This is a genomic window from Pseudoalteromonas sp. P1-26 (assembly GCF_001401795.1).
Classification (GTDB): Bacteria; Pseudomonadota; Gammaproteobacteria; order Enterobacterales; family Alteromonadaceae; genus Pseudoalteromonas.
Map to the genome: position 1 here is coordinate 1 of NZ_LKDX01000046.1, position 19,089 is coordinate 19,089.

A 19,089-nucleotide genomic window follows, 5' to 3' on the forward strand; every position below is an offset into this window, starting at 1 on the left:
TTCAGACCATAACAAACACATTCATGGCTAAAGCCATTCCAACAAGTACACTTTGCCTAGAACCTAGAACCTAGAACCTAGAACCTAGAACCTAGAACCTAGAACCTAGAACCTAGAACCTAGAACCTAGAACCTCCACCTATCGGCTGATAGCTGACGGCTGAAAGCTGATAGCTCTGTGTTGGGCTTCACTCCGCTCTACCCAACCTACGCCAGACCTCAAAACTTTACTCTTTCAACTTTCCCCTCACTAACTCCACTCTCGTATCTCGTGAACTAAAAAAAGCCCAGCCGGTTTCCCGACTGGGCTTCTATATCTAGCAATGATGAGATTACTTAATCATGCTGTAGATAAGTGCAAACACAGCTAGAGAGCCAACTGTTAATACAAACAGTGTGCTTAAGCGGTTTCTGTATTTGTGTAAGCTAGGTACTTTATAAACGGCAATCATTGGCATGATGAAAAGGATCATGGCGATAATAGGGCCTGATAGCTGATCCATCATGTCTAAAATACTTGGGTTGATCACTGAGCAATACCAAATAGCGAAGAACATGATAACAGTGCCAATTTTATCAACGAGTTTAGGGTTCATATGGGCTTGCTTACTAACAAGACCATTAAAGCTTTCACGGGCACCTAAGAAGTGACCTAAGAACGAAGAGGTAATTGCAATAAAGGCAACTAATGGCCCTAAGGTCGCAATAAACGAGTTATCAGTGATATTGGCAAGGAATGACAAGATAGACACGTTATCAGCTTTTGCTTGTACCATTTGCTCAGTAGATAGTGACAACACACATGAGAATACAAACAGTAAAACAAACACGATTAATAGTAGACTGGTACGCTTCAGAATTGCTTCTGACTTCATTTTAGCATTGTTGCCATAGTGAGCACGCTGTACATGTACAAAGCTTGATATCGCAGCTGCGTGGCTAAATGAGAATACGATGATAGGTATTGATAACCAAAGTGTTTTCATGAAGCCAGAAAACTCAGGCACTGTTACATCTGGCATTTGCCAACTTGGGATCAAGTAAATCGATAAGAAAAACAAGATAGCGACGAGAGGATAAACAAGGATTGCAAAAGCACGTAACATCAATGCTTCACCACCTAGCATTAAACTGATCATACCGCCAACGAGCACACCAGATAACAGTACGCGTGGTGGCGACTCCATACCTAATTGATTAACGATAAAACTGTCTACTGTATTGGTTAAGCCAACACCATAAATAAGTAAGATAGGGAAGATAGAGAGAAAGTACAGTAAAGATATTAAGCGCCCTGCATTAATGCCAAAGTGTTCTTCTACAACATCGGTAAAATCCGCTTCAGGCTTTTTTGATGATAAAACAAATCGGGCTAAACCTCTGTGAGCTAAGTAGGTCATCGGAAAGGCAAGACATGCCATGATAATCAAAGGCCAAAATCCGCCGATACCGATATTAATTGGTAAGAATAAAATCCCTGCACCAACTGCGGTGCCAAATAAACTTAATACCCATTGGGTGTCATGAAGGTTCCATTTTGAGTTACTACTTGTTGTCGATGCATCATACGGCATAGCATCTTGATGTGTGTTCATTAGCACTCCACTATTAGAATAATAATTGTCGCGCAGCATATAGAAAAGCGATTAAGAATGCATGTTTTAGCGTTGTATTTAGATAACTATGCTGTAAGGAGAGACTTACAAAGGAAGGTGGCAGGGCTTATTTATAAAGCCCTGTTGTGGTATTTATTCTGCTGCTGCAAGTGCGCGAGCTTTAATGTCTGCGGCAAATGCTAAACCTTTCTTAAAACGTGCCTCAGCTGCAGTGATTTCACTTTCATCACCATTAGCGGCAAGTACCCCTTGTGAAAGGGCTTTATATAGTGCGCTAATTTGGGCCTCGTAGCCGGCTTCAATTGCTTTTTCAACAGTCGTCATGGTTATTCCTTTAATAGTTTGAGAGAGCAAAATACTATAGGAACAAAGGCTTATTGGCTAGGTTAAACTGATTGTAAAATAAGGAGTATTAAAGGGGCTAGAGTTACGATGATAGGATAGATGCTGGGTTTCGCTACGCTCTACCCAGCCTACGATATTTAACGGAACGCTTTAGTTCTGTAATGCAGATACGACAAAAAACGGATTCAGATACTCTTCTTTACTGTTATACAGTAGTGGGCTGCCATCGAGTTTACTAACCGTTGCACCTGCTATTTCGGCAATCGCATGGCCAGCTCCGGTATCCCACTCACAGGTTGGGCCAAGGCGTGGGTATATATCTGCACTACCTTCGGCAACCAGACAAAGTTTTAGCGAGCTTCCCTTTGAAACCATTTCTACATCTTCAAACTGTTTTACAAATTCAGCTAAATCTGGAGAAGGGTGTGAACGGCTGCCGACAACACGAATAAGCCCTTTATTTGGCTTACGAGTTACCTTAAGTTCGATACGTTCATCACCTTTATCTTTAAAGGCACCTATTGCTTCTGCGGCAATATACGACACACCTAATGCTGGTGCATCAACAACAGCTAATACCGGTTTACCTTTTTCTATCAAGGCAATGTTTACTGTAAACTCGCCATTTTTTTTAATGAACTCTTTGGTGCCATCAATTGGGTCTACTAACCAGTAGCGGTGCCAAGTTTGACGAATATCCCAGCTAATATCAGCGCTTTCTTCGCTTAGAATTGGTACATCAGGGGTAAGATGTTGTAAGCCATTCATAATCACTTTGTGAGCTGCTAGGTCGGCGTCGGTCACTGGGCTTTCATCAGCTTTGTACTCAACATTAAAGTCCTTTTCGTAAATCCCCATTATTGCGCTACCGGCTTGGCGTGCGAGGAGTAAGATTTCTTCTAGCAGTTCCGTTTGATTCATGACTTAACCTATAATTTGCTGTTGTTTTAAATACGCTACCAGCTCTTGCACCGATTGGTCTAGGGTGTTTTTGCTAGTATCGATTTTAATTTCTGGCGATGTAGGGATTTGATAGTCTGAGTCGATACCAGTGAAGTGCTTAATTTCACCTGCTCGCGCTTTTTTATAAAGCCCTTTAGGGTCGCGTGTTTCACACACGTCGAGGGGGGTATCTAAAAATACCTCAATAAACTCACCATCCTCTACTAAGTTTCTTACCATATCGCGTTCGCTTTGAAATGGCGAAATAAATGCGGTTAATACCACAAGACCGGCATCGACCATTAGCTTTGCAGTTTCACCAACGCGGCGAATGTTTTCCACGCGGTCTTCATCAGTAAAGCCAAGATCTTTGCACAAGCCATGACGAACATTGTCACCATCGAGTAGATAGGTGTGAACACCTAATTGATTTAATGCGCTTTCTAGTGCGTTCGCAACTGTGCTTTTGCCTGAACCTGAAAAACCAGTGAACCATAGAATGGCAGGCTTATGCTTTTTTTGCTCACTACGCTGTGATTTGCTAATGGCGTAATTATGCCAAACGATATTTTCATCCATTATCTTTACTCCAATGATTGAGGAACCAAAGCTCTCAAAATAAAGAAATAGATTTAAAGGGGTGAGAGTGTGGTAATCAAATATAAATAGTAATGCTGGCTTTAAAACGTTTGTTGTCTTATAGCCAGCATTGTCTTACCTAGCTTATTTAAGTTGGCTTATATCAAGCGCTTGCCAATGAGGGAAGTGCTTGCGTACTAAAGCATTAAATTCAACTTCAAAGTCGCTAAAGCTACTTTGTTGCTCTTCAGTGCTAAGTAATTGCTCAATCATACCTGCCGCAACGGTTAGGTTTGATAGGCGGTCAATTAGGATAAACGCACCTGTTTCATGGTTGTTGTGGTACTCATCAGCCAAAATTGTTTCTGTAAGCTCTAAGGTTACAATCGCAATTTCGTTAAGTTGTAATGAGTCTGCTTGACCATGCTCAAGGGTATTTACATCAATCGTGTGATCGATTTTTCTTACCACTGCCGAGGTATTTTTGCTGCCTAACTTAAAGTTGTAGCTTTTACCTAATACAAGCGGCGCTTCATGCATCCATACTAATTTAGCTTGAATACGGTTTGAAACAGCGGCTTTTGAAGCGGCTGGTACAATCACATCGCCACGGCTGATATCAATTTCGTCGTTTAACGTTAAGGTAATTGCTTGGCCTGCTTCAGCTGTATCTAAGTTGCCATCGAAAGTCACAATCTCTTTGATGCTTGAGCTTTTACCTGATGGTAAAACCTTTACTGCATCACCCACGCTGAACTTGCCAGAGGTTAAAGTACCTTGGAAGCCTCGGAAGTCTAGGTTAGGGCGTACCACATACTGGACCGGAAGACGTGCTTCAAAACCGTTATCAAGTTCTGCAGCTGGTGAGTCTTCAAGTAACTCAAGTAGTGGTTTATCAGTGTAGTAAGGTGTGTGCTCTGAGCGTGTAACTACATTGTCACCTTTTAGCGCTGACATAGGCACAAACTTGATATTAGAAACGTTTAGTTGCTCTGCAAACTTAAGGTAATCCGCTTTGATTTTCTCATATACGGTTTCATCAAAATCGACGATATCCATCTTATTGATAGCAACAACAAACTGCTTAATACCTAGTGAGTCACAGATAAAGCTATGACGCTTAGTTTGTACTTGTACGCCGTAACGAGCGTCAACTAAGATAATCGCCACATCACTGGTTGATGCACCGGTTACCATGTTACGCGTGTACTGCTCATGTCCTGGCGTATCAGCAATAATGAACTTACGTTTTGCTGTTGAGAAGTAACGATAAGCAACGTCAATGGTAATACCTTGCTCACGTTCAGCTTGAAGACCATCTACAAGGAGTGCTAAATCAAGCTCTTCACCGGCATTACCGACTTTTTCATTGTCTTTATGCAGGGCTGCAAGTTGGTCTTCATAAATTTGGTGACTGTCGTGTAAAAGGCGGCCAATCAGCGTTGATTTACCGTCATCCACACTACCACAGGTCAGCATGCGTAAAAGGCTTTTGTCTTGTTGACGCGCAAGGTAGGCGTCGATACCTAACTCTCTTACTTCATTAATCGTGTCGTTTGTTTTAGACATTAGAAATAGCCCTCACGTTTTTTCTTTTCCATTGAACCAGCAGAGTCGTGATCAATCACGCGGCCTTCACGCTCAGAAGAGGTTGAAAGCAGCATTTCTTCAATAATTTCAGTTAAGGTTCCTGCATTTGATTCCACAGCACCTGTCAGCGGGTAACAACCAAGGGTACGGAAACGGACAGATTTCATTTGTGGTACTTCGCCTTCTTCTAATGGCATACGCTCGTCATCAACCATGATTAGCGTGCCGTTACGCTCAACGACTGGGCGTTCTTTTGCAAGGTAAAGTGGAACCATTTCAATGTTTTCTTGGTAGATATACTGCCAAATATCAAGTTCAGTCCAGTTAGATAACGGGAATACACGAATGCTTTCACCCGGGTTAACTTGGCTGTTGTACGTATTCCAAAGCTCTGGACGTTGGTTTTTTGGATCCCATCTGTGGTGTTTATCACGGAATGAGTACACACGCTCTTTAGCTCGTGATTTCTCTTCGTCACGACGTGCCCCACCAAACGCAGCATCAAAGCCGTATTTATCTAACGCTTGCTTTAAGCCCTGCGTTTTCATGATGTCGGTGTGCTTTGCAGAGCCGTGTACAAATGGATTGATATCAATCTCTAACCCTTCAGGATTTTTGTGGACGATTAAATCAAAGCCATACTCTTTAGCTAGGCGGTCACGAAACTCGATCATTTCCTTAAACTTCCAGTTGGTATCAACGTGTAAAAGTGGAAATGGGATCTTTGCTGGATAAAACGCTTTACGTGCTAAGTGTAATAACACTGATGAATCTTTACCGATTGAGTAAAGCATCACCGGGTTTTCAAACTCAGCAGCAACTTCGCGCATGATTTTGATACTTTCAGCTTCTAATTGCTGAAGGTGTGTTAAAGCCATTGTTAGTCGTCCTACTAAAATGATTAAAAGTTAAATTAAGCTACGCCAGTAATTGGCTGGGCAAAGCTGCTGGTTTGCTCTGTTTGACCAAACCATGCAAGCTGATGATGCAATGATGCAACTTCGCCAATAATTAATAAGGCGGGTGAAATAATGCTATAGCGCGAAATCAAATCGGCCAGCTCACCTAATTGCCCTGTTACCACACGTTGTTCTTTACGTGTGCCGTTTTCGATAATGGCAACGGGGGTATCTGCACCGCGGCCATGTTTCAATAGTTGTGCTTGAATATGCGGTGATTTAATCACTCCCATATAAATCGCTAAGGTCTGATTTGGCTTGGCAAGTGACTGCCAATCTAATTCTTGACCATCTTTTTTACAGTGACCCGTTACAAACTGAATGGCTTGCGCATGATCTCTGTGAGTAAGTGGAATACCTGCATAAGCGCTACAACCTGCAGCAGCTGTAATACCCGGTACGATTTGGTAACGCACTTTATTCGCGGCAAGAACTTGTACTTCTTCACCACCACGACCATAAATAAACGGGTCGCCACCTTTAATACGGCAAACTTTTTTGCCTTGCTTGGCAAAATCGACCAACATCTGATTGGTATCTTCTTGCGCTACGCTGTGATCGCCTAAACGTTTACCTACGCAAACTAGGTCGGCATCACGGCGTACTAAATCCATAATTTCATCAGAAACTAAGTAGTCATATACAACTACGTCGGCTTGTTGCATTAACTGTAGTGCTTTTAAGGTTAGTAGCTCAGGGTCACCTGGGCCTGCACCTACAACATACACTTCGCCTTCTGGTTCTGGCTTTGCATCTAATAATTGCTCTAACTGCGCTGTTGCAGCTTCGGTATTACCCGCTTGTACTTTGCTTACAACTGATGAATCAAATACGCCTTCCCAAAACTGACGACGATCAGCAAAGTGTTTAAAGCGTTGTTTTACTTTGTCGCGAAAGCTACCAACTAATGTAGCAAGTGGACCAATATGCTGTGGAATAAGCGTTTCAAGTTTTTCACGTAAACGACGTGCTAATACTGGCGCTGTGCCTGCGCTTGAAATTGCAATTGTGATCGGGTCTCGGTCAACAATTGATGGGAAAATAAAGCTGCACTTAGGTTGATCATCCACCACGTTAACGAAAATATTGCGCGCATTAGCAAGTTCGAACACATCTTTGTTAACGCTGTCTATATCAGTTGCAGCGATTACCAGCATTTGCTGATCTAAATACTGTTCTTTGAAAAAGTCGTTAATGAGTGTTACATCACCTTTCTCAGCAAGTTCTCGAAGTTCATCACAAAATTCAGGGGCGACTAGCGTCACATGAGCACGCGCTTTTAAAAATGCGCGGCATTTGCGTAATGCGACATCTCCACCGCCGACTACCAGCACAGGTTTGTCGTCTAATTTGGTAAAGATTGGTAAATATTGCACTTTGTTCTCACCCCTAAAACACATCAAGAAACTGCTTATTGCAGGCAAGCAGAATATAGTGCTCTAAAAAAAGTAAAAAATAATTAAAACCAAGTTTATATAACTAAAAGTTATACCAGGTGGTTTGTTTTGGCTTAAGACTTAGTTAACAAGGGATTGCGGCGAGTTACAAGTAAATAAGCAGCCTTATGGTGATTAGTTATGATTTATAGCCGAATGATAAAAATTTGCTACTATAGGTCACTAATATGGCAACACAAATATAAGAGCTATGACTAAAATGCAAACAAGCGCTGCCCAAGCGGTGGCACTGATGGACTTAACAACTCTGAATGACAGCGACACAACAGAAACCATTAATAACTTGGTTGCCAGTATTGAGCCAACGTTAGGTATTCCTGCAGCGGTCTGTGTGTATAGCCAGTTTGTAAGCGACGCTAAACTAGCACTCGCTGAGCGTGAACTACAGCAAGTTAAAGTGGCTACAGTTACGAACTTTCCTAGTGGGGATGAGCCGTTAGAGCAAGTGTTAAATGAAACCCTATTTGCCATTGAACGCGGTGCTGATGAAATTGATTTAGTGATCCCCTACAAAGCGCTTATTGGTGGTGATGAGCGCAAAGTTTTAGAGTATGTCAAAGCGTCAAAAGAGGCATGTGGCACTCAAGCGCAGCTTAAAGTCATAATCGAAAGTGGCGAATTAAGCGATGACCTCATTGCAACAGCAACTCAGCTGGCAATTAATGGCGGCGCTGACTTTGTTAAAACCAGTACCGGTAAAGTGACTGTAAATGCAACGCTAGCTGCAACTGACATCATGTTAAATACTATAAAAGCGAGTGGTAAAAAGGTTGGTTTTAAGGCGGCAGGCGGGGTCAGAACAGTTACCGATGCTGCTGAGTATTTAGACCTAGCTGAATCAATCATGGGTGAAGCGTACTTACAACCCGAGCTATTTCGTTTTGGCGCTTCTGGGTTATTAAAAGATGTGTATGCAACATTAAATGAATCGTGAAAGTGAACAAGAAAAAATAGCGCTCGAGCATGGCGCAGCAAAGTTGTTTTTGCGCTGTTACGAAAAGCAGTTTGGCGTAAGTATGCGTAATATTTGGCATAACACGCCAAGCAAACCAGACGTGAGTTGTTATAAAGGTGATGAACGGCTCGATATTGAAGTCGCACATTTATATGCCAGCGAAACAGAAGCAATGGCGGTGTTAGGTCGGCCGCTGTCTATCTCAATGCAACGAGATCTCGCTGAAATGGCTTTAGCACCGAGTAACGAGCGTCTGCACTGTGCTTTGCATCGCTTGCTGGCACAAAAAGCTAAGAAACACTACGAGTCTACTCAGCCTTGGTTATTAATTCGAAATGCCAGTACTATATGGCATCTTGATGATTTTAAGTCAGTACTTACTCACCTTGATGTGCCTAAGCAGCATCCATTTCAACAAATTTGGTTGTTATGTGATTTTTATCGTGGTGAGTTATTACAAATTTTATAATGGAATGAGATAACAACAATGAAATTTAAACGTTCAGGGACGCAAACACTTCTATCGAGTGTTTTTCCAAGTTTAGCATTAGCAGGTTTAGTGGCTGTATCGCTCACGGCATGTACTAACCCAAGTACACCAGCGGGTGAAGAGGGTTACGTATTTGAAAAGCCGCGGGTGTTTGGTGAAGGCGGTTATCAAGGCACTATGATTGGCCCAGCTAATTACGGCATGTCACTTTGGCGAAATCAGGTGATTAATATTGATATGCGCCCGAATACGTATACTGAAGCATTTAAAATCTTAGCTAACGATGACTTAAACATTAGTTTTGATTTTCATGCGGTCATTTCAATAGAAAGCGGCTCTGTCAGAGCGGTGGTTGAGCAATACGGTGGTGAAGATTGGTATCCGCGATTTGTTCGTGAAACATTTAGAACTTATGTGCGTGATATAGTGCAGCAATACGATAGTGGTGTGTTAAAAACTAATCGCGAGAAAATAGCAGCAGAAGTAACAGCTCGGTTAAAAGCATATTTAGAACCAACGCCATTTAAGCTCGCCAATGTCGTAGTGGGAAATATTAATTATCCGGCTATTGTTGCTAATGCTGTTGAGAAAAAGTTGGCTGCACAACAATTACTGTCTGAAAAAGAAACGCAAAAAGAAATTGCACGAAAAGATGCTGAGATACGTGTAGAAGAAGCGAAAGGTATTGCACAGGCGCAAAAAATCATTAATGCCACTTTGACGCCAAATTATCTACAACATGAAGCTATTAATGCGCAGTTAAAGATGGCTGAGTCACCTAACCATACAACAGTTTATATTCCTGTTGGTAACAATGGTGTACCACTGGTGAAAGGCACAAACTAAGGGTTTAAACAGCCAGTGCTGGCACTGGCTGTTAGTTTGCTTAGTTAAATTTAAACATACTGCCAAAGCTTTCTAAACTTGATTTGTTCGTTTTGGCAATACACCCTGAATCATCAAGAGACTTCTTAGTTGTCTCATCAGCAAGGCCTGTCACTTTCAGCTTTTTTTCTTGCTGATACTCAGTGAGCGCAATCACCGTTGCTTCATCGTACTCTACGTCTTCTATTTCATATTCTTCGTAGTGAGGCTGCCTTTTCAAATAACCCAAACAAACCAAGTTCAGTCGTGACATCGCTAAGTCTGTTTTTTCGTAGTAAGGCATTCTGTGAGTTGGAACACTAACCGATGCAACTGGCGCTTTAGCGGGTGCTGCTGCGGTTACTTTTAGTGGTGCAGGGGCTGTATGGCCTGCTGCAATGGTGTTATCGCTATTATAGCGATAATAAGTTGTTGGTACTTTTGATTCTAAAAACTCAACAGCTTTTACGATCACTTCGCGCAATGCTTTTTCTTTTGGTGTGTTTGACCAGCTACTTAAGTTACCACCAACGAGTGCGCCACCAAAATTGGTAGCAGCAGATGTAAAGTCAAAATCTTTACTGCCACCCTCAACACTGGTAGCGGCTAAAATACGTGAAGTACGCGTATCGATTAAGCGTAAATCTATCGCCATGTGCGAACTTGAAAAACCCGCCGATACTGAGCTAAATACATCGCCGATAAAGCCACCACTGCCGACACGAGTGCCTGAGTTGTCATCATCAAACTCTGTAACTGCGGCAACCACAACAATTTCGGCTCCCTCTATTTCACCATACGCAGCTCCTGATGCTGCACTCACACGGCCTGACACAGCAAGGTCTTGTTCTGATAATACGGCATCAAGTGCTTGTCGCTCTAAAACAATAAAGCGATTGGTGCTAACTAATGCCGTTGTGAGTTGATCGGCCATACCTTCACCAATTTCTTTACGCCACCAACGTGAATCGTTTGATTTATCAGTAAAGCGGGCAACAGCGATCCGAGCTTTTGGGCCATTGTACTGCTGCTGTGCAACTTCGTTTATATCTGGGCTATTGTTATTGCTGGTGGTTGTCGAAGTACTTTGGCATGCAGTCAGTGCTGCAGCAAGTAACGTAATCGAAATTGCTTTGTGTGTTTTGGTGAGCATATGACTTTCCTTAACTTATATCTCATGCAGTAAATAACGCCGCACTATGGGCTTTGTTGTTATTGATGTTTGTATGGATAAGCTATAAAAATCAGTATTTTATTGATAGCACTCAGGCGAAAACTTTATTCACTGACGCGAAATTCGGCATGTTTTTGATATTTTTCTCGATACTGTTTTGGTGATAAGCCAACATAGCTCTTAAAGCTTCGGGCAAAATAGCTTTGTGAACTAAAACCTGCTTGCTCCGCTACTTGACCAATTGCTAACGCGCTATCGATTAGCTGTTTTTTTGCAAACTCTAAGCGAGTATTACGCAAATAATCAGAAGGCGTTTGTGAGTACAAGGCTTTCATTTTTAGTTGCAGAGCTCGAGAGCTTAAACATAACGCAGAGGCTAGTTGCTCAACCGAGAAGCTTTCATCTTGGTAATGCGCTTGTACTATCTGCTTAAGCTTTTCTGTAAAAGAGTAATCTTTATTTTGTACTGTTACTGCCGCTGTATCGCTATTCAGAGGAGCTGCCAGTTGTGCTGTTAGGTGTTGGTTTAAAATTTGTCTCAGATTAAGCAGTCCTTTTACTCTGCTTACTAGTAGAGCCGGTTCAAAAGGTTTACTTAAAAAGTCATCAGCTAATAAATCAAGCCCTTTTAAGCGACTGTGGGTATCTGCTTTAGCTGAAAGTAATAATACCGGAATGTGGCTGGTGGCCGGGTTTGCTCGAAGAGCTGCTAATAATTGATAGCCATCCATATTCGGCATCATCACATCACTGATAATGAGGTCAGGCAGGTCTGACTGACAAAGGTCGAGAGCTTGCTGGCCATCAGCAGCACAGATACAGTTAAACTCGTTATTAAATAAAGAAAGGAGCAGCTCTGCCATTTCCTCATTATCTTCAACAATCAGCAATGTCTGTTGTGAGGTAAGAACTTGCGTAGCACTATTAATGTGCTTATCAGCACTTTCAACCACAGGTAATGACACAGTAAAGCAGCTACCTTCAGCGATGTTACTGCTTACACTGATAGAGCCATCATACTTTTCAATGAGTTGTTTTACTAAGCTCAGGCCAATACCACTTCCTGGTTCTGACGATGTTAAGCGAGTAAAGCGCTGAAAAATAGACTGCTGATGCTCACTGGCAATACCCACACCGGTATCATTAATTTTAAACTGTAACGCTTGTTGCACTTCACTAAGGTGAATATCGACAGTGCCACCTGAAGGGGTGTACTTAAGTGCATTGCTTATCAGGTTACTGAAAATCGAGTGGGCATGTTCAGGAGCAAGGTTAATTTTAAGTGCTGTAGTGGTGGTGTCAGTGAAGCTAAATTGCAGCTGTTTTTGCTCATACAGAGGTCTGAAATCCGCCACTAAATCTGTTAAAAATGGCGTAATAGAATAGGGGCTGACAGTGTAAATTGCCGTGCTTGGACGTTGACTCAGTTGTAAAAGTTGATTGATGAGCTCTAGTAAGCGCTGGCAGTTACGTTTAATACTGGCTAGTTGCGTTTGAGCTTGAGAGTCTGCATTGCTTCGCTGTAACTGACTTACCGGAGCGAGTATTAAGCTAAGTGGTGTTTTGAGTTCGTGGCTGATGTTATCTAAAAACTGATCTTTTAATTTGTTTAACTCAATTTCGGTTTGCTTCTCTTGCTCTGCTAGTTTGCGCTTGTACAAGGCATTTAACACAAGCCAAGTCAGTGCTAAAGCAAACGTAAAGTAAATGCCGTAGGCTAATTTAGTTTGCCACCAAGGAGGCACAACAGTAAGTTCTAACAGCTGTGTACTGTCACTCCATTGGCCATATTGATCTTTTGCTTTTAGCAATAACTGGTAGTGACCAGCAGGCAGCTGTGGATAGTTAATTTGTCTAAGGGATGCATCGGTATATAAAAATTGCTCATCAAAGCCAGCTAGCTTGTAGCCATATTGGTAATGTTTTGGAGTCGAGCCATTTTTTAATGCACTAAATTTAAAGCCGATAACCCCCGCTGATTTTGCAAACGAGAATGTCTGAGTTGCACTAGCAAGCGTATTGGTTTGCTTATCAAAATGATTACTTTTAATTGCTCGGTTATTAAGTAATAACTCAGTTAACACTGGAGTAGGGGGAGTGTGCGATAAGGTTAGTTGCTCAGGGTAAAAATGATTGTAGCCATTAATACCCCCAAAAAATAACTCGCCATCGTCAGCTTGAAAGCTCGCACCCAGTATAAATGACTGGTGTTGAATACCATCTTCAGGCAAAAACTGCTGAATTTGCTGTGTGCTGGAGTTATAGCGAGTGAGTCCGCCATTGGTTGCAAGCCAAAGCGTGCCTTGTTTATCGGCAAGAATGTCAAAAATGTTGTCATTAGCTAATCCTTGCTGCTCAGTTATGTGTTTCACTGTGAGGGTATGTTTATTGACCTGATTCAAGCCTTGCATGGTGCCAACCCAAATGCTGTCTTCACTGAGTAATAAAGAGGTAACCATATTGTGGCTAAGCCCTGTCTCGCCTGAATCTTGCTCATCTAATAATCTAAATTCCTCTGTTGAGATATCTAGTTTATTGAGTCCTGCTCGGGTACCAATCCATAGTGCGTGCTCTTCATTATCATAAGCCAAAGTAAATACGGTGTTGTTGGCAAGGCTATTTTGCGCATCATTGTGCTTATAGTGAGTCACCTTGGCAGAGGTTGGTTCAAAGCGGGTTAAGCCTTGGTTACTACCTAGCCAAAGTGCACCTGTTTTGTCGCTGGTAATTGCGTAAACACGATCACTGGCTAGCTGGTGGCTTTGCATGGTGAAAGTTGTAAACTCATCAAGGCTGTCTTGATACTTAATTAAACCGCCACCGTAAGTACCAATCCATAATTGCTGGTTAGCATCTTCGTGTAGGGCAAATATATTGTTATTAGGTAGGGCGTTTTTAAAGTGTTGATAACCAGACGTTGTTTTGCGGTTGAGTCCATCACGGGTGCCAACCCATACCTCACCATTGGCTCTCTTAACTATTGAACGAACAAAGTTATGACTTAACGAATTTGCTTGAGAGGTTTTTAATTGATGAGAGAACTGTTGCTGCTTAGGATCATAGCGGTGCACACCATAGCCATCTGTGCCCAGCCAAATAACACCTTGCGAGTCTTGAAAAAGAGAAAGCAGATAGTCGCTGCTTAAGCCGTTGGGGTTTTGTTTGTCATGGCGATATTGAGTGAATTGCTCTTGTAAGTCAGCACCTGCAGGTAAAAGGTATAGACCTTGTCCATAGCTTGTAAGCCAAAGGTTTTGCTGTTGATCAACGAGGCTGTCTGTTACCCAGGTTCCATTAAACTGTTCGATTTTTTCACTACTTTGAGTAGCTAAATTTAATATATAAAGACCTTTTTTAGCGCCAATAAGCAGCTTTTCGTCATTAAGCAACTTGAGATGCCAGAGCGGCACGGCGATCTGAGCATGCTGAGTAAATTGCTCAGTAATTGGGTCAAATGAAATAAGCCCTTTATCTGTGGCAAGCCAAATTAGTTCATCGGTAATAACAATGTCTCGAACCAATGGCTGCGCTGATTTATAGTGAAAGTGTGTAAAACTATTATTTGATACATCAAAACGGGTTAATTTACCGTGTTCGTGACCTAGCCAAAGAATATCATCTTTAGCTAACGCCATAGACCAGATTTTATCTTCACTCAGTCCATCATTATTAGATGTAGAGTAAGTCTCAAACAGACCGGTTTTAGGGTTGAGTCTATTAAGCCCTTTGCTTGCAGTCGAAAACCATAGCTGGTTTTTACTATCTTTAACACAGCCGGTGATCCAGTTCCCTGAAATGCTTTTATGATCGCTGTTAGCTTTAAAACGCTTAAATTCATAACCATCAAAGCGATTTAAGCCACCTTGTGTAGCAAACCATAAAAAGCCTTGCTGGTCGGTGATGCTGCAAGTGATTGAATTTTGACTCAGGCCTTGCTGACTATTAAAAGTGCCTAGGTGTAAAGAACGTGCACTAGCCTGATTAGCCATCAACAAAGTGAGGCATAACAATACAATATTAAAAGGGGATTTTAATAGCAGCACACTGATCCATGTTGTTTCGTGTTCCTGTAATGGGTTTATGATAAACTGCTTTTTAATCAATGTTAATATTGATTTTTAAACGAACTGATGAGATTTTAACTAATGGGTATCTTTTACTCTTGTGTTAATGAATTGCGTAAGTATAATAGGCATCCACTTTGCAGGGGCGTAGTTCCAATTGGTAGAACAGCGGTCTCCAAAACCGACGGTTGGGAGTTCGAATCTCTCCGCCCCTGCCACTTTTTACACAATGTGTGCTAAGTCTGAAATTAAAAATCGGTTTAAACAAGTCAGTTTTTAAGTTTAGATTTTAATGGATTAACCCTGCCAGAGCGCAGGGTTGTTGTGTCTGTAGTTAAGGTAAAAATATTATGAGCACGAATGTAGAAACACCATCAAGTGCGATGGATTCAGTAAAGTGGATTGTAGCAATTGCGCTACTAGCAGGCGCAGTCGTTGGTAACCACATGTATGCAGACCAATCTGTATTATTACGTGCTATTGGTGTAGTGGTTGCTGTTGCAGCTGGTTTAGGCATTGCCTCACTAACTGAAAAAGGTCGTACTTTTCTTGCGTTTGCAAAAGAAGCACGTATCGAAGTACGTAAAGTTGTGTGGCCAACTCGCCAAGAAACAACACATACGACATTAATTGTAATGGTTGCAACTGTGATTATGGCGCTTATCCTTTGGGGATTAGATGGCATTTTATTCCGCGCAGTAGGCTTTTTAACTGGATTGGAGATCTAATCCCATGTCGGATGAGAAGAACGAAAAGAAACTACGTTGGTACGTAGTACAAGCTTTCTCTGGTTACGAGAAGCGTGTAGCACAAACTATTCTTGAGCACATCAAGATCGAAGGTTTGGAAGATAGTTTTGGTGAAGTATTAGTACCAACTGAAGAAGTTGTTGAGATGCGCGCTGGCCAAAAGCGTAAATCTGAGCGTAAATTCTTCCCAGGTTACGTACTAGTTCAAATGGACATGAACGATGCAAGCTGGCACTTAGTGAACAGCACTGCACGTGTTATGGGTTTCATTGGTGGTACGTCTGATCGTCCAGCACCAATTAGCCAAAAAGAAGCTGACCGCATCTTAAACCGTCTTCAAGAGAACTCTGAAGCACCTAAGCCAGCTACATTATTTGAGCCAGGCGAAGTTGTTCGTGTTATCGATGGTCCATTTGCTGACTTCAGCGGTGTTGTTGAAGAAGTTGATTACGAGAAGAGCCGCGTGAAAGTGTCTGTTCTTATCTTCGGTCGTTCGACACCTGTTGACCTTGAATTTGGTCAAGTTGAGCAAGACAAGTAAGTAAAAAATTAAAGCCGCCAAAATCGTTTAATATTTTGGCAATACGCTTGAAAAAGGCCGCTGATTAACTTATAATCAGCGGCCTTTTTGTGTTAGGGCAAGTTACAACTTGTTTTATCACTAAAAAGTGAGAACCAATTTTTAAACTGGGAAGCCGTTAGAGTACGCGTCCTCGCGCGCACAAGGCTATGACCCACCAAATGAGGTATTTATTATGGCTAAAAAAGTTGAAGCTATTATCAAGCTACAAGTTGCCGCTGGTATGGCTAACCCTAGTCCTCCAGTAGGTCCAGCACTAGGTCAACACGGTGTAAACATCATGGAATTCTGTAAAGCGTTCAACGCACGTACAGAATCTATCGAAAAAGGCGCTCCAGTTCCTGTAGTGATCTCTGTTTACGGTGACCGTTCTTTCACGTTCGACATGAAAACTCCACCGGCTGCTTACTTACTTAAGAAAGCTGCAGGCATCAAATCAGGTTCTGGCCGTCCTAACACTGAAAAAGTGGGTACAGTAACTCGTGCTCAACTTGAAGAAATCGTTGAGACAAAACGACCTGACCTTACAGCGGCTGATATGGACGCTGCAGTTCGCACTATCGCAGGTTCTGCGCGTGCGATGGGCTTGAACGTAGAGGACTAAGATAATGGCAAAATTAACTAAACGTATGCGTACAATCCGCGAAAAAGTGGATGTAACTAAAGATTACGAAATCAACGAAGCAGTTGCTCTTTTAAAAGAGTTAGCGACAGCTAAATTCGTAGAAAGTGTTGACGTTGCTGTTAACCTTGGTATCGATGCTCGTAAATCTGACCAAAACGTTCGTGGTGCAACTGTACTACCTAACGGTACTGGTCGTGAAGTTCGTGTTGCTGTATTCACACAAGGCGCTAACGCAGATGCTGCGAAAGAAGCTGGTGCTGAATTAGTGGGCATGGAAGATCTTGCTGAACAAGTTAAGAAAGGCGAGATGAACTTTGACGTTGTTGTTGCATCTCCAGACGCTATGCGTGTTGTTGGTCAACTAGGTCAAATCTTAGGTCCACGTGGTCTAATGCCAAACCCTAAAACTGGTACTGTAACGCCTAACGTTGCAGAAGCAGTTAAAAACGCGAAAGCAGGTCAAGTTCGTTACCGTAACGACAAGAACGGTATCATCCATACTACTATCGGTAAGGTTGATTTCACTGCTGAGCAACTTCAACAAAACCTTGAAGCTCTTATTGTTGCGCTTAAGAAGGCTAAACCTTCTCAAGCAAAAGGTACTTACGTGAAGAAAGTAACTATCTCTACAACAATGGGCGCAGGTGTTGCTGTTGACCAAAACTCTCTAAGCACAGTTGTTGCTTAATTAAGAGTTTACATGGCGCGAAATTTGAACTATAATTTTGCGCCATTTTGTTGAGAAAGTTAATTTCGAAACAAGTAAAGAATTCGGGTTGAAGTCCATAATTTCGTAATGCCTCCGGGTAAAAACGATAAATTGGGCTTCCGTCCAAGACCGTAGGCGGCTTCGGCCTTAATATTTTACCTACGTAGACGGTGTGAATCCCCAGATAGATTTTTCCTAATCTTCTGGCTCTCGCCGTAAAAAGCATCTCCATCTTTGATGGGGAAGAGTAGAACAGGGAAGCCAATTTCGGCAACCCATTAAACCAGGAGTAACACCCATGGCTTTAAATCTTCAAGGCAAAAAAGCAATTGTTGCTGAAGTCAACGAAGCAGCCACTGGTGCTCTTTCTGCAGTTGTTGCAGATTCTCGTGGTGTAACAGTTGGTGCTATCACTGCCCTTCGTAAAGAAGCTCGTGAAGCTGGTGTATGGATGAAAGTTGTTCGTAACACTTTAGCTAAACGTGCTGTTGAAGGTACAGATTTTGAGTGCCTTTCTGACTCACTTGTAGGTCCAAGCTTAATCGCTTTCTCTTCAGAGCACCCAGGTGCTGCTGCGCGTATCTTCAAAGATTTCGCGAAGAAGAACGAGAAATTCGAAGTTAAGACGGCTGCATTTGAAGGTAACGTAGTAGACGCAGCTATGCTAGCAACTCTACCTACTTACGACGAAGCTGTTGCACGCTTAATGAGCGCTATGAAAGAAGCGTCTGCAGGTAAATTGTGTAAAACAATTGAAGCAGTACGTGTACAGAAAGAAGAGCAAGCTGCTTAATTTTAAGCTGTTTTTTTGTTCACTTTCGGTGTAATATTTTTTTTGGGCTATATTTAGTCCGTAATAATTAGGAAATTTGTAATGTCTGTAACTAAAGACCAAATCCTTGATGCTATTGCTGAAATGTCAGTAATGGACGTTGTTGCTCTAGTTGAAGCAATGGAAGAAAAATTCGGCGTAACTGCAGCTGCTGCTGTTGTTGCTGGTCCTGCTGCTGAAGCAGCTGAAGAAAAGACTGAGTTCGACGTAATCCTTACTGGCGCTGGCGCTAACAAGGTTGCAGCTATCAAAGCTGTACGTGGTGCTACTGGTCTTGGCCTTAAAGAAGCTAAAGCACTTGTTGAAGCTGCTCCTGCACCTATCAAAGAAGGTGTATCTAAAGAAGAAGCTGAAGCACTTGCAAAAGACCTTACTGAAGCTGGTGCTGAAGTTGAGGTTAAGTAATCTAGCTTACGCTAGGTTCGCTGCCTGAGTAATCAGGCAAGGGCTGGTGATTATTTAATCACCGGCCTTTTTGCGCTATAGAGCGATGCAATCCTGTAACGCAAATAAAATCTAATTTTCTCTTTACTTTCAAGTTGTTACCTAGTTTGGTGTT

At 42.2% G+C, this 19,089-nt stretch carries 18 protein-coding genes and 1 tRNA gene; 10 read left to right on the top strand and 9 right to left on the bottom strand.

Features of this window, described 5'->3' with window-relative positions; translation table 11 throughout:
* Positions 1-332: 332 nt before the first annotated feature.
* The 7 genes from AN394_RS17525 to cysG all read right to left on the bottom strand — a co-directional run bounded on the left by AN394_RS17525 (position 333) and on the right by cysG (position 7,407).
* Positions 333-1,595 (bottom strand): aromatic amino acid transport family protein, encoded by a 1,263-nt coding sequence (locus tag AN394_RS17525; protein WP_054564013.1) that lies wholly within the window; start codon positions 1,593-1,595, stop codon positions 333-335.
* 153 nt (positions 1,596-1,748) lie between these two features.
* On the bottom strand, positions 1,749-1,940 hold the full coding sequence (locus AN394_RS17530; protein WP_055022144.1) for a hypothetical protein: 192 nt from the start codon (positions 1,938-1,940) through the stop codon (positions 1,749-1,751).
* Positions 1,941-2,111: 171 nt separating this feature from the next.
* Complete coding sequence (cysQ, locus tag AN394_RS17535) at positions 2,112-2,882, bottom strand: 3'(2'),5'-bisphosphate nucleotidase CysQ (RefSeq protein ID WP_055022145.1); 771 nt, start codon at positions 2,880-2,882, stop codon at positions 2,112-2,114.
* A gap of 3 nt (positions 2,883-2,885) precedes the next feature.
* Entirely contained in the window at positions 2,886-3,482 is a 597-nt protein-coding gene (gene cysC, locus AN394_RS17540) for an adenylyl-sulfate kinase (RefSeq protein ID WP_054564010.1), read from the bottom strand.
* A 144-nt stretch (positions 3,483-3,626) separates the two neighbouring features.
* Positions 3,627-5,051: a sulfate adenylyltransferase subunit CysN gene (gene cysN, locus AN394_RS17545; protein ID WP_055022146.1), complete on the bottom strand. Its 1,425-nt coding sequence runs from the start codon at positions 5,049-5,051 to the stop codon at positions 3,627-3,629.
* Complete coding sequence (gene cysD, locus AN394_RS17550; RefSeq protein WP_054564008.1) at positions 5,051-5,950, bottom strand: sulfate adenylyltransferase subunit CysD; 900 nt, start codon at positions 5,948-5,950, stop codon at positions 5,051-5,053. Before cysD ends, cysN begins: the two co-directional genes overlap by 1 nt.
* A 35-nt stretch (positions 5,951-5,985) precedes the next feature.
* Positions 5,986-7,407 (bottom strand): siroheme synthase CysG, encoded by a 1,422-nt coding sequence (gene cysG / locus AN394_RS17555; RefSeq protein WP_055022151.1) that lies wholly within the window; start codon positions 7,405-7,407, stop codon positions 5,986-5,988.
* Positions 7,408-7,678: 271 nt separating this feature from the next.
* Between cysG and deoC the strand changes: the two genes are divergently transcribed.
* From deoC to AN394_RS17570, 3 genes are read left to right on the top strand one after another with little or no spacing between them, the layout of a single operon-like run.
* A complete protein-coding gene (gene deoC, locus AN394_RS17560; protein WP_055022147.1) occupies positions 7,679-8,422 on the top strand; it encodes a deoxyribose-phosphate aldolase in 744 nt (247 codons plus the stop codon).
* A complete protein-coding gene (locus AN394_RS17565) occupies positions 8,412-8,912 on the top strand; it encodes a hypothetical protein (protein WP_054554823.1) in 501 nt (166 codons plus the stop codon). The genes deoC and AN394_RS17565 overlap by 11 nt, the downstream gene beginning before the upstream one ends.
* A gap of 18 nt (positions 8,913-8,930) precedes the next feature.
* Positions 8,931-9,779, top strand: a complete 849-nt coding sequence (locus AN394_RS17570; RefSeq protein ID WP_054564005.1) for an SPFH domain-containing protein — start codon at positions 8,931-8,933, stop codon at positions 9,777-9,779.
* 40 nt (positions 9,780-9,819) lie between these two features.
* On the opposite strand, the gene AN394_RS17575 is transcribed toward AN394_RS17570, so the two are convergent.
* Positions 9,820-10,950 (bottom strand): CsgG/HfaB family protein, encoded by a 1,131-nt coding sequence (locus tag AN394_RS17575; protein ID WP_055022148.1) that lies wholly within the window; start codon positions 10,948-10,950, stop codon positions 9,820-9,822.
* 125 nt (positions 10,951-11,075) lie between these two features.
* Positions 11,076-14,960 carry a hybrid sensor histidine kinase/response regulator transcription factor gene (locus AN394_RS17580; RefSeq protein ID WP_235576280.1) on the bottom strand — a complete coding sequence of 1,295 codons (3,885 nt, stop codon included), beginning with the start codon at positions 14,958-14,960 and terminating at the stop codon, positions 11,076-11,078.
* 216 nt (positions 14,961-15,176) lie between these two features.
* Here AN394_RS17580 and AN394_RS17585 point away from each other — a divergent pair.
* The 7 genes from AN394_RS17585 (at position 15,177) to rplL (ending at position 18,935) form a co-directional block, all read left to right on the top strand.
* Positions 15,177-15,253: transfer RNA gene (locus AN394_RS17585), tRNA-Trp, on the top strand.
* 132 nt (positions 15,254-15,385) lie between these two features.
* Positions 15,386-15,763, top strand: coding sequence for a preprotein translocase subunit SecE (gene secE, locus AN394_RS17590; protein WP_036971579.1), 378 nt, complete (start codon positions 15,386-15,388; stop codon positions 15,761-15,763).
* A gap of 4 nt (positions 15,764-15,767) precedes the next feature.
* Positions 15,768-16,325 carry a transcription termination/antitermination protein NusG gene (gene nusG, locus AN394_RS17595; protein ID WP_054554826.1) on the top strand — a complete coding sequence of 186 codons (558 nt, stop codon included), beginning with the start codon at positions 15,768-15,770 and terminating at the stop codon, positions 16,323-16,325.
* A 214-nt stretch (positions 16,326-16,539) separates the two neighbouring features.
* A complete protein-coding gene (gene rplK, locus AN394_RS17600; RefSeq protein WP_054554827.1) occupies positions 16,540-16,968 on the top strand; it encodes a 50S ribosomal protein L11 in 429 nt (142 codons plus the stop codon).
* Between the two features lie 4 nt (positions 16,969-16,972).
* The gene (gene rplA, locus AN394_RS17605) at positions 16,973-17,677 is read left to right on the top strand and encodes a 50S ribosomal protein L1 (protein WP_054564002.1); all 705 of its coding nucleotides are present in this window, start codon (positions 16,973-16,975) and stop codon (positions 17,675-17,677) included.
* A gap of 319 nt (positions 17,678-17,996) precedes the next feature.
* Entirely contained in the window at positions 17,997-18,491 is a 495-nt protein-coding gene (gene rplJ, locus AN394_RS17610) for a 50S ribosomal protein L10 (RefSeq protein WP_054554829.1), read from the top strand.
* Between the two features lie 81 nt (positions 18,492-18,572).
* The gene (gene rplL, locus AN394_RS17615; RefSeq protein WP_054554830.1) at positions 18,573-18,935 is read left to right on the top strand and encodes a 50S ribosomal protein L7/L12; all 363 of its coding nucleotides are present in this window, start codon (positions 18,573-18,575) and stop codon (positions 18,933-18,935) included.
* Positions 18,936-19,089 lie beyond the last annotated feature (154 nt).

What these genes read in the sequence shown, in the direction of transcription:
- rplL (WP_054554830.1), top strand. Translation starts at nt 18,573, where the DNA reads ATGTCTGTAACTAAAGACCAAATCCTTGATGCTATTGCTGAAATGTCA.
- cysD (WP_054564008.1), bottom strand. Translation starts at nt 5,950, where the DNA reads ATGGCTTTAACACACCTTCAGCAATTAGAAGCTGAAAGTATCAAAATC.
- AN394_RS17570 (WP_054564005.1), top strand. Translation starts at nt 8,931, where the DNA reads ATGAAATTTAAACGTTCAGGGACGCAAACACTTCTATCGAGTGTTTTT.
- rplK (WP_054554827.1), top strand. Translation starts at nt 16,540, where the DNA reads ATGGCTAAAAAAGTTGAAGCTATTATCAAGCTACAAGTTGCCGCTGGT.
- AN394_RS17525 (WP_054564013.1), bottom strand. Translation starts at nt 1,595, where the DNA reads ATGAACACACATCAAGATGCTATGCCGTATGATGCATCGACAACAAGT.
- cysC (WP_054564010.1), bottom strand. Translation starts at nt 3,482, where the DNA reads ATGGATGAAAATATCGTTTGGCATAATTACGCCATTAGCAAATCACAG.
- rplJ (WP_054554829.1), top strand. Translation starts at nt 17,997, where the DNA reads ATGGCTTTAAATCTTCAAGGCAAAAAAGCAATTGTTGCTGAAGTCAAC.
- AN394_RS17580 (WP_235576280.1), bottom strand. Translation starts at nt 14,960, where the DNA reads ATGGCTAATCAGGCTAGTGCACGTTCTTTACACCTAGGCACTTTTAAT.
- rplA (WP_054564002.1), top strand. Translation starts at nt 16,973, where the DNA reads ATGGCAAAATTAACTAAACGTATGCGTACAATCCGCGAAAAAGTGGAT.
- cysN (WP_055022146.1), bottom strand. Translation starts at nt 5,051, where the DNA reads ATGTCTAAAACAAACGACACGATTAATGAAGTAAGAGAGTTAGGTATC.
- nusG (WP_054554826.1), top strand. Translation starts at nt 15,768, where the DNA reads ATGTCGGATGAGAAGAACGAAAAGAAACTACGTTGGTACGTAGTACAA.
- cysQ (WP_055022145.1), bottom strand. Translation starts at nt 2,882, where the DNA reads ATGAATCAAACGGAACTGCTAGAAGAAATCTTACTCCTCGCACGCCAA.
- AN394_RS17530 (WP_055022144.1), bottom strand. Translation starts at nt 1,940, where the DNA reads ATGACGACTGTTGAAAAAGCAATTGAAGCCGGCTACGAGGCCCAAATT.
- deoC (WP_055022147.1), top strand. Translation starts at nt 7,679, where the DNA reads ATGACTAAAATGCAAACAAGCGCTGCCCAAGCGGTGGCACTGATGGAC.
- secE (WP_036971579.1), top strand. Translation starts at nt 15,386, where the DNA reads ATGAGCACGAATGTAGAAACACCATCAAGTGCGATGGATTCAGTAAAG.
- AN394_RS17565 (WP_054554823.1), top strand. Translation starts at nt 8,412, where the DNA reads ATGAATCGTGAAAGTGAACAAGAAAAAATAGCGCTCGAGCATGGCGCA.
- AN394_RS17575 (WP_055022148.1), bottom strand. Translation starts at nt 10,950, where the DNA reads ATGCTCACCAAAACACACAAAGCAATTTCGATTACGTTACTTGCTGCA.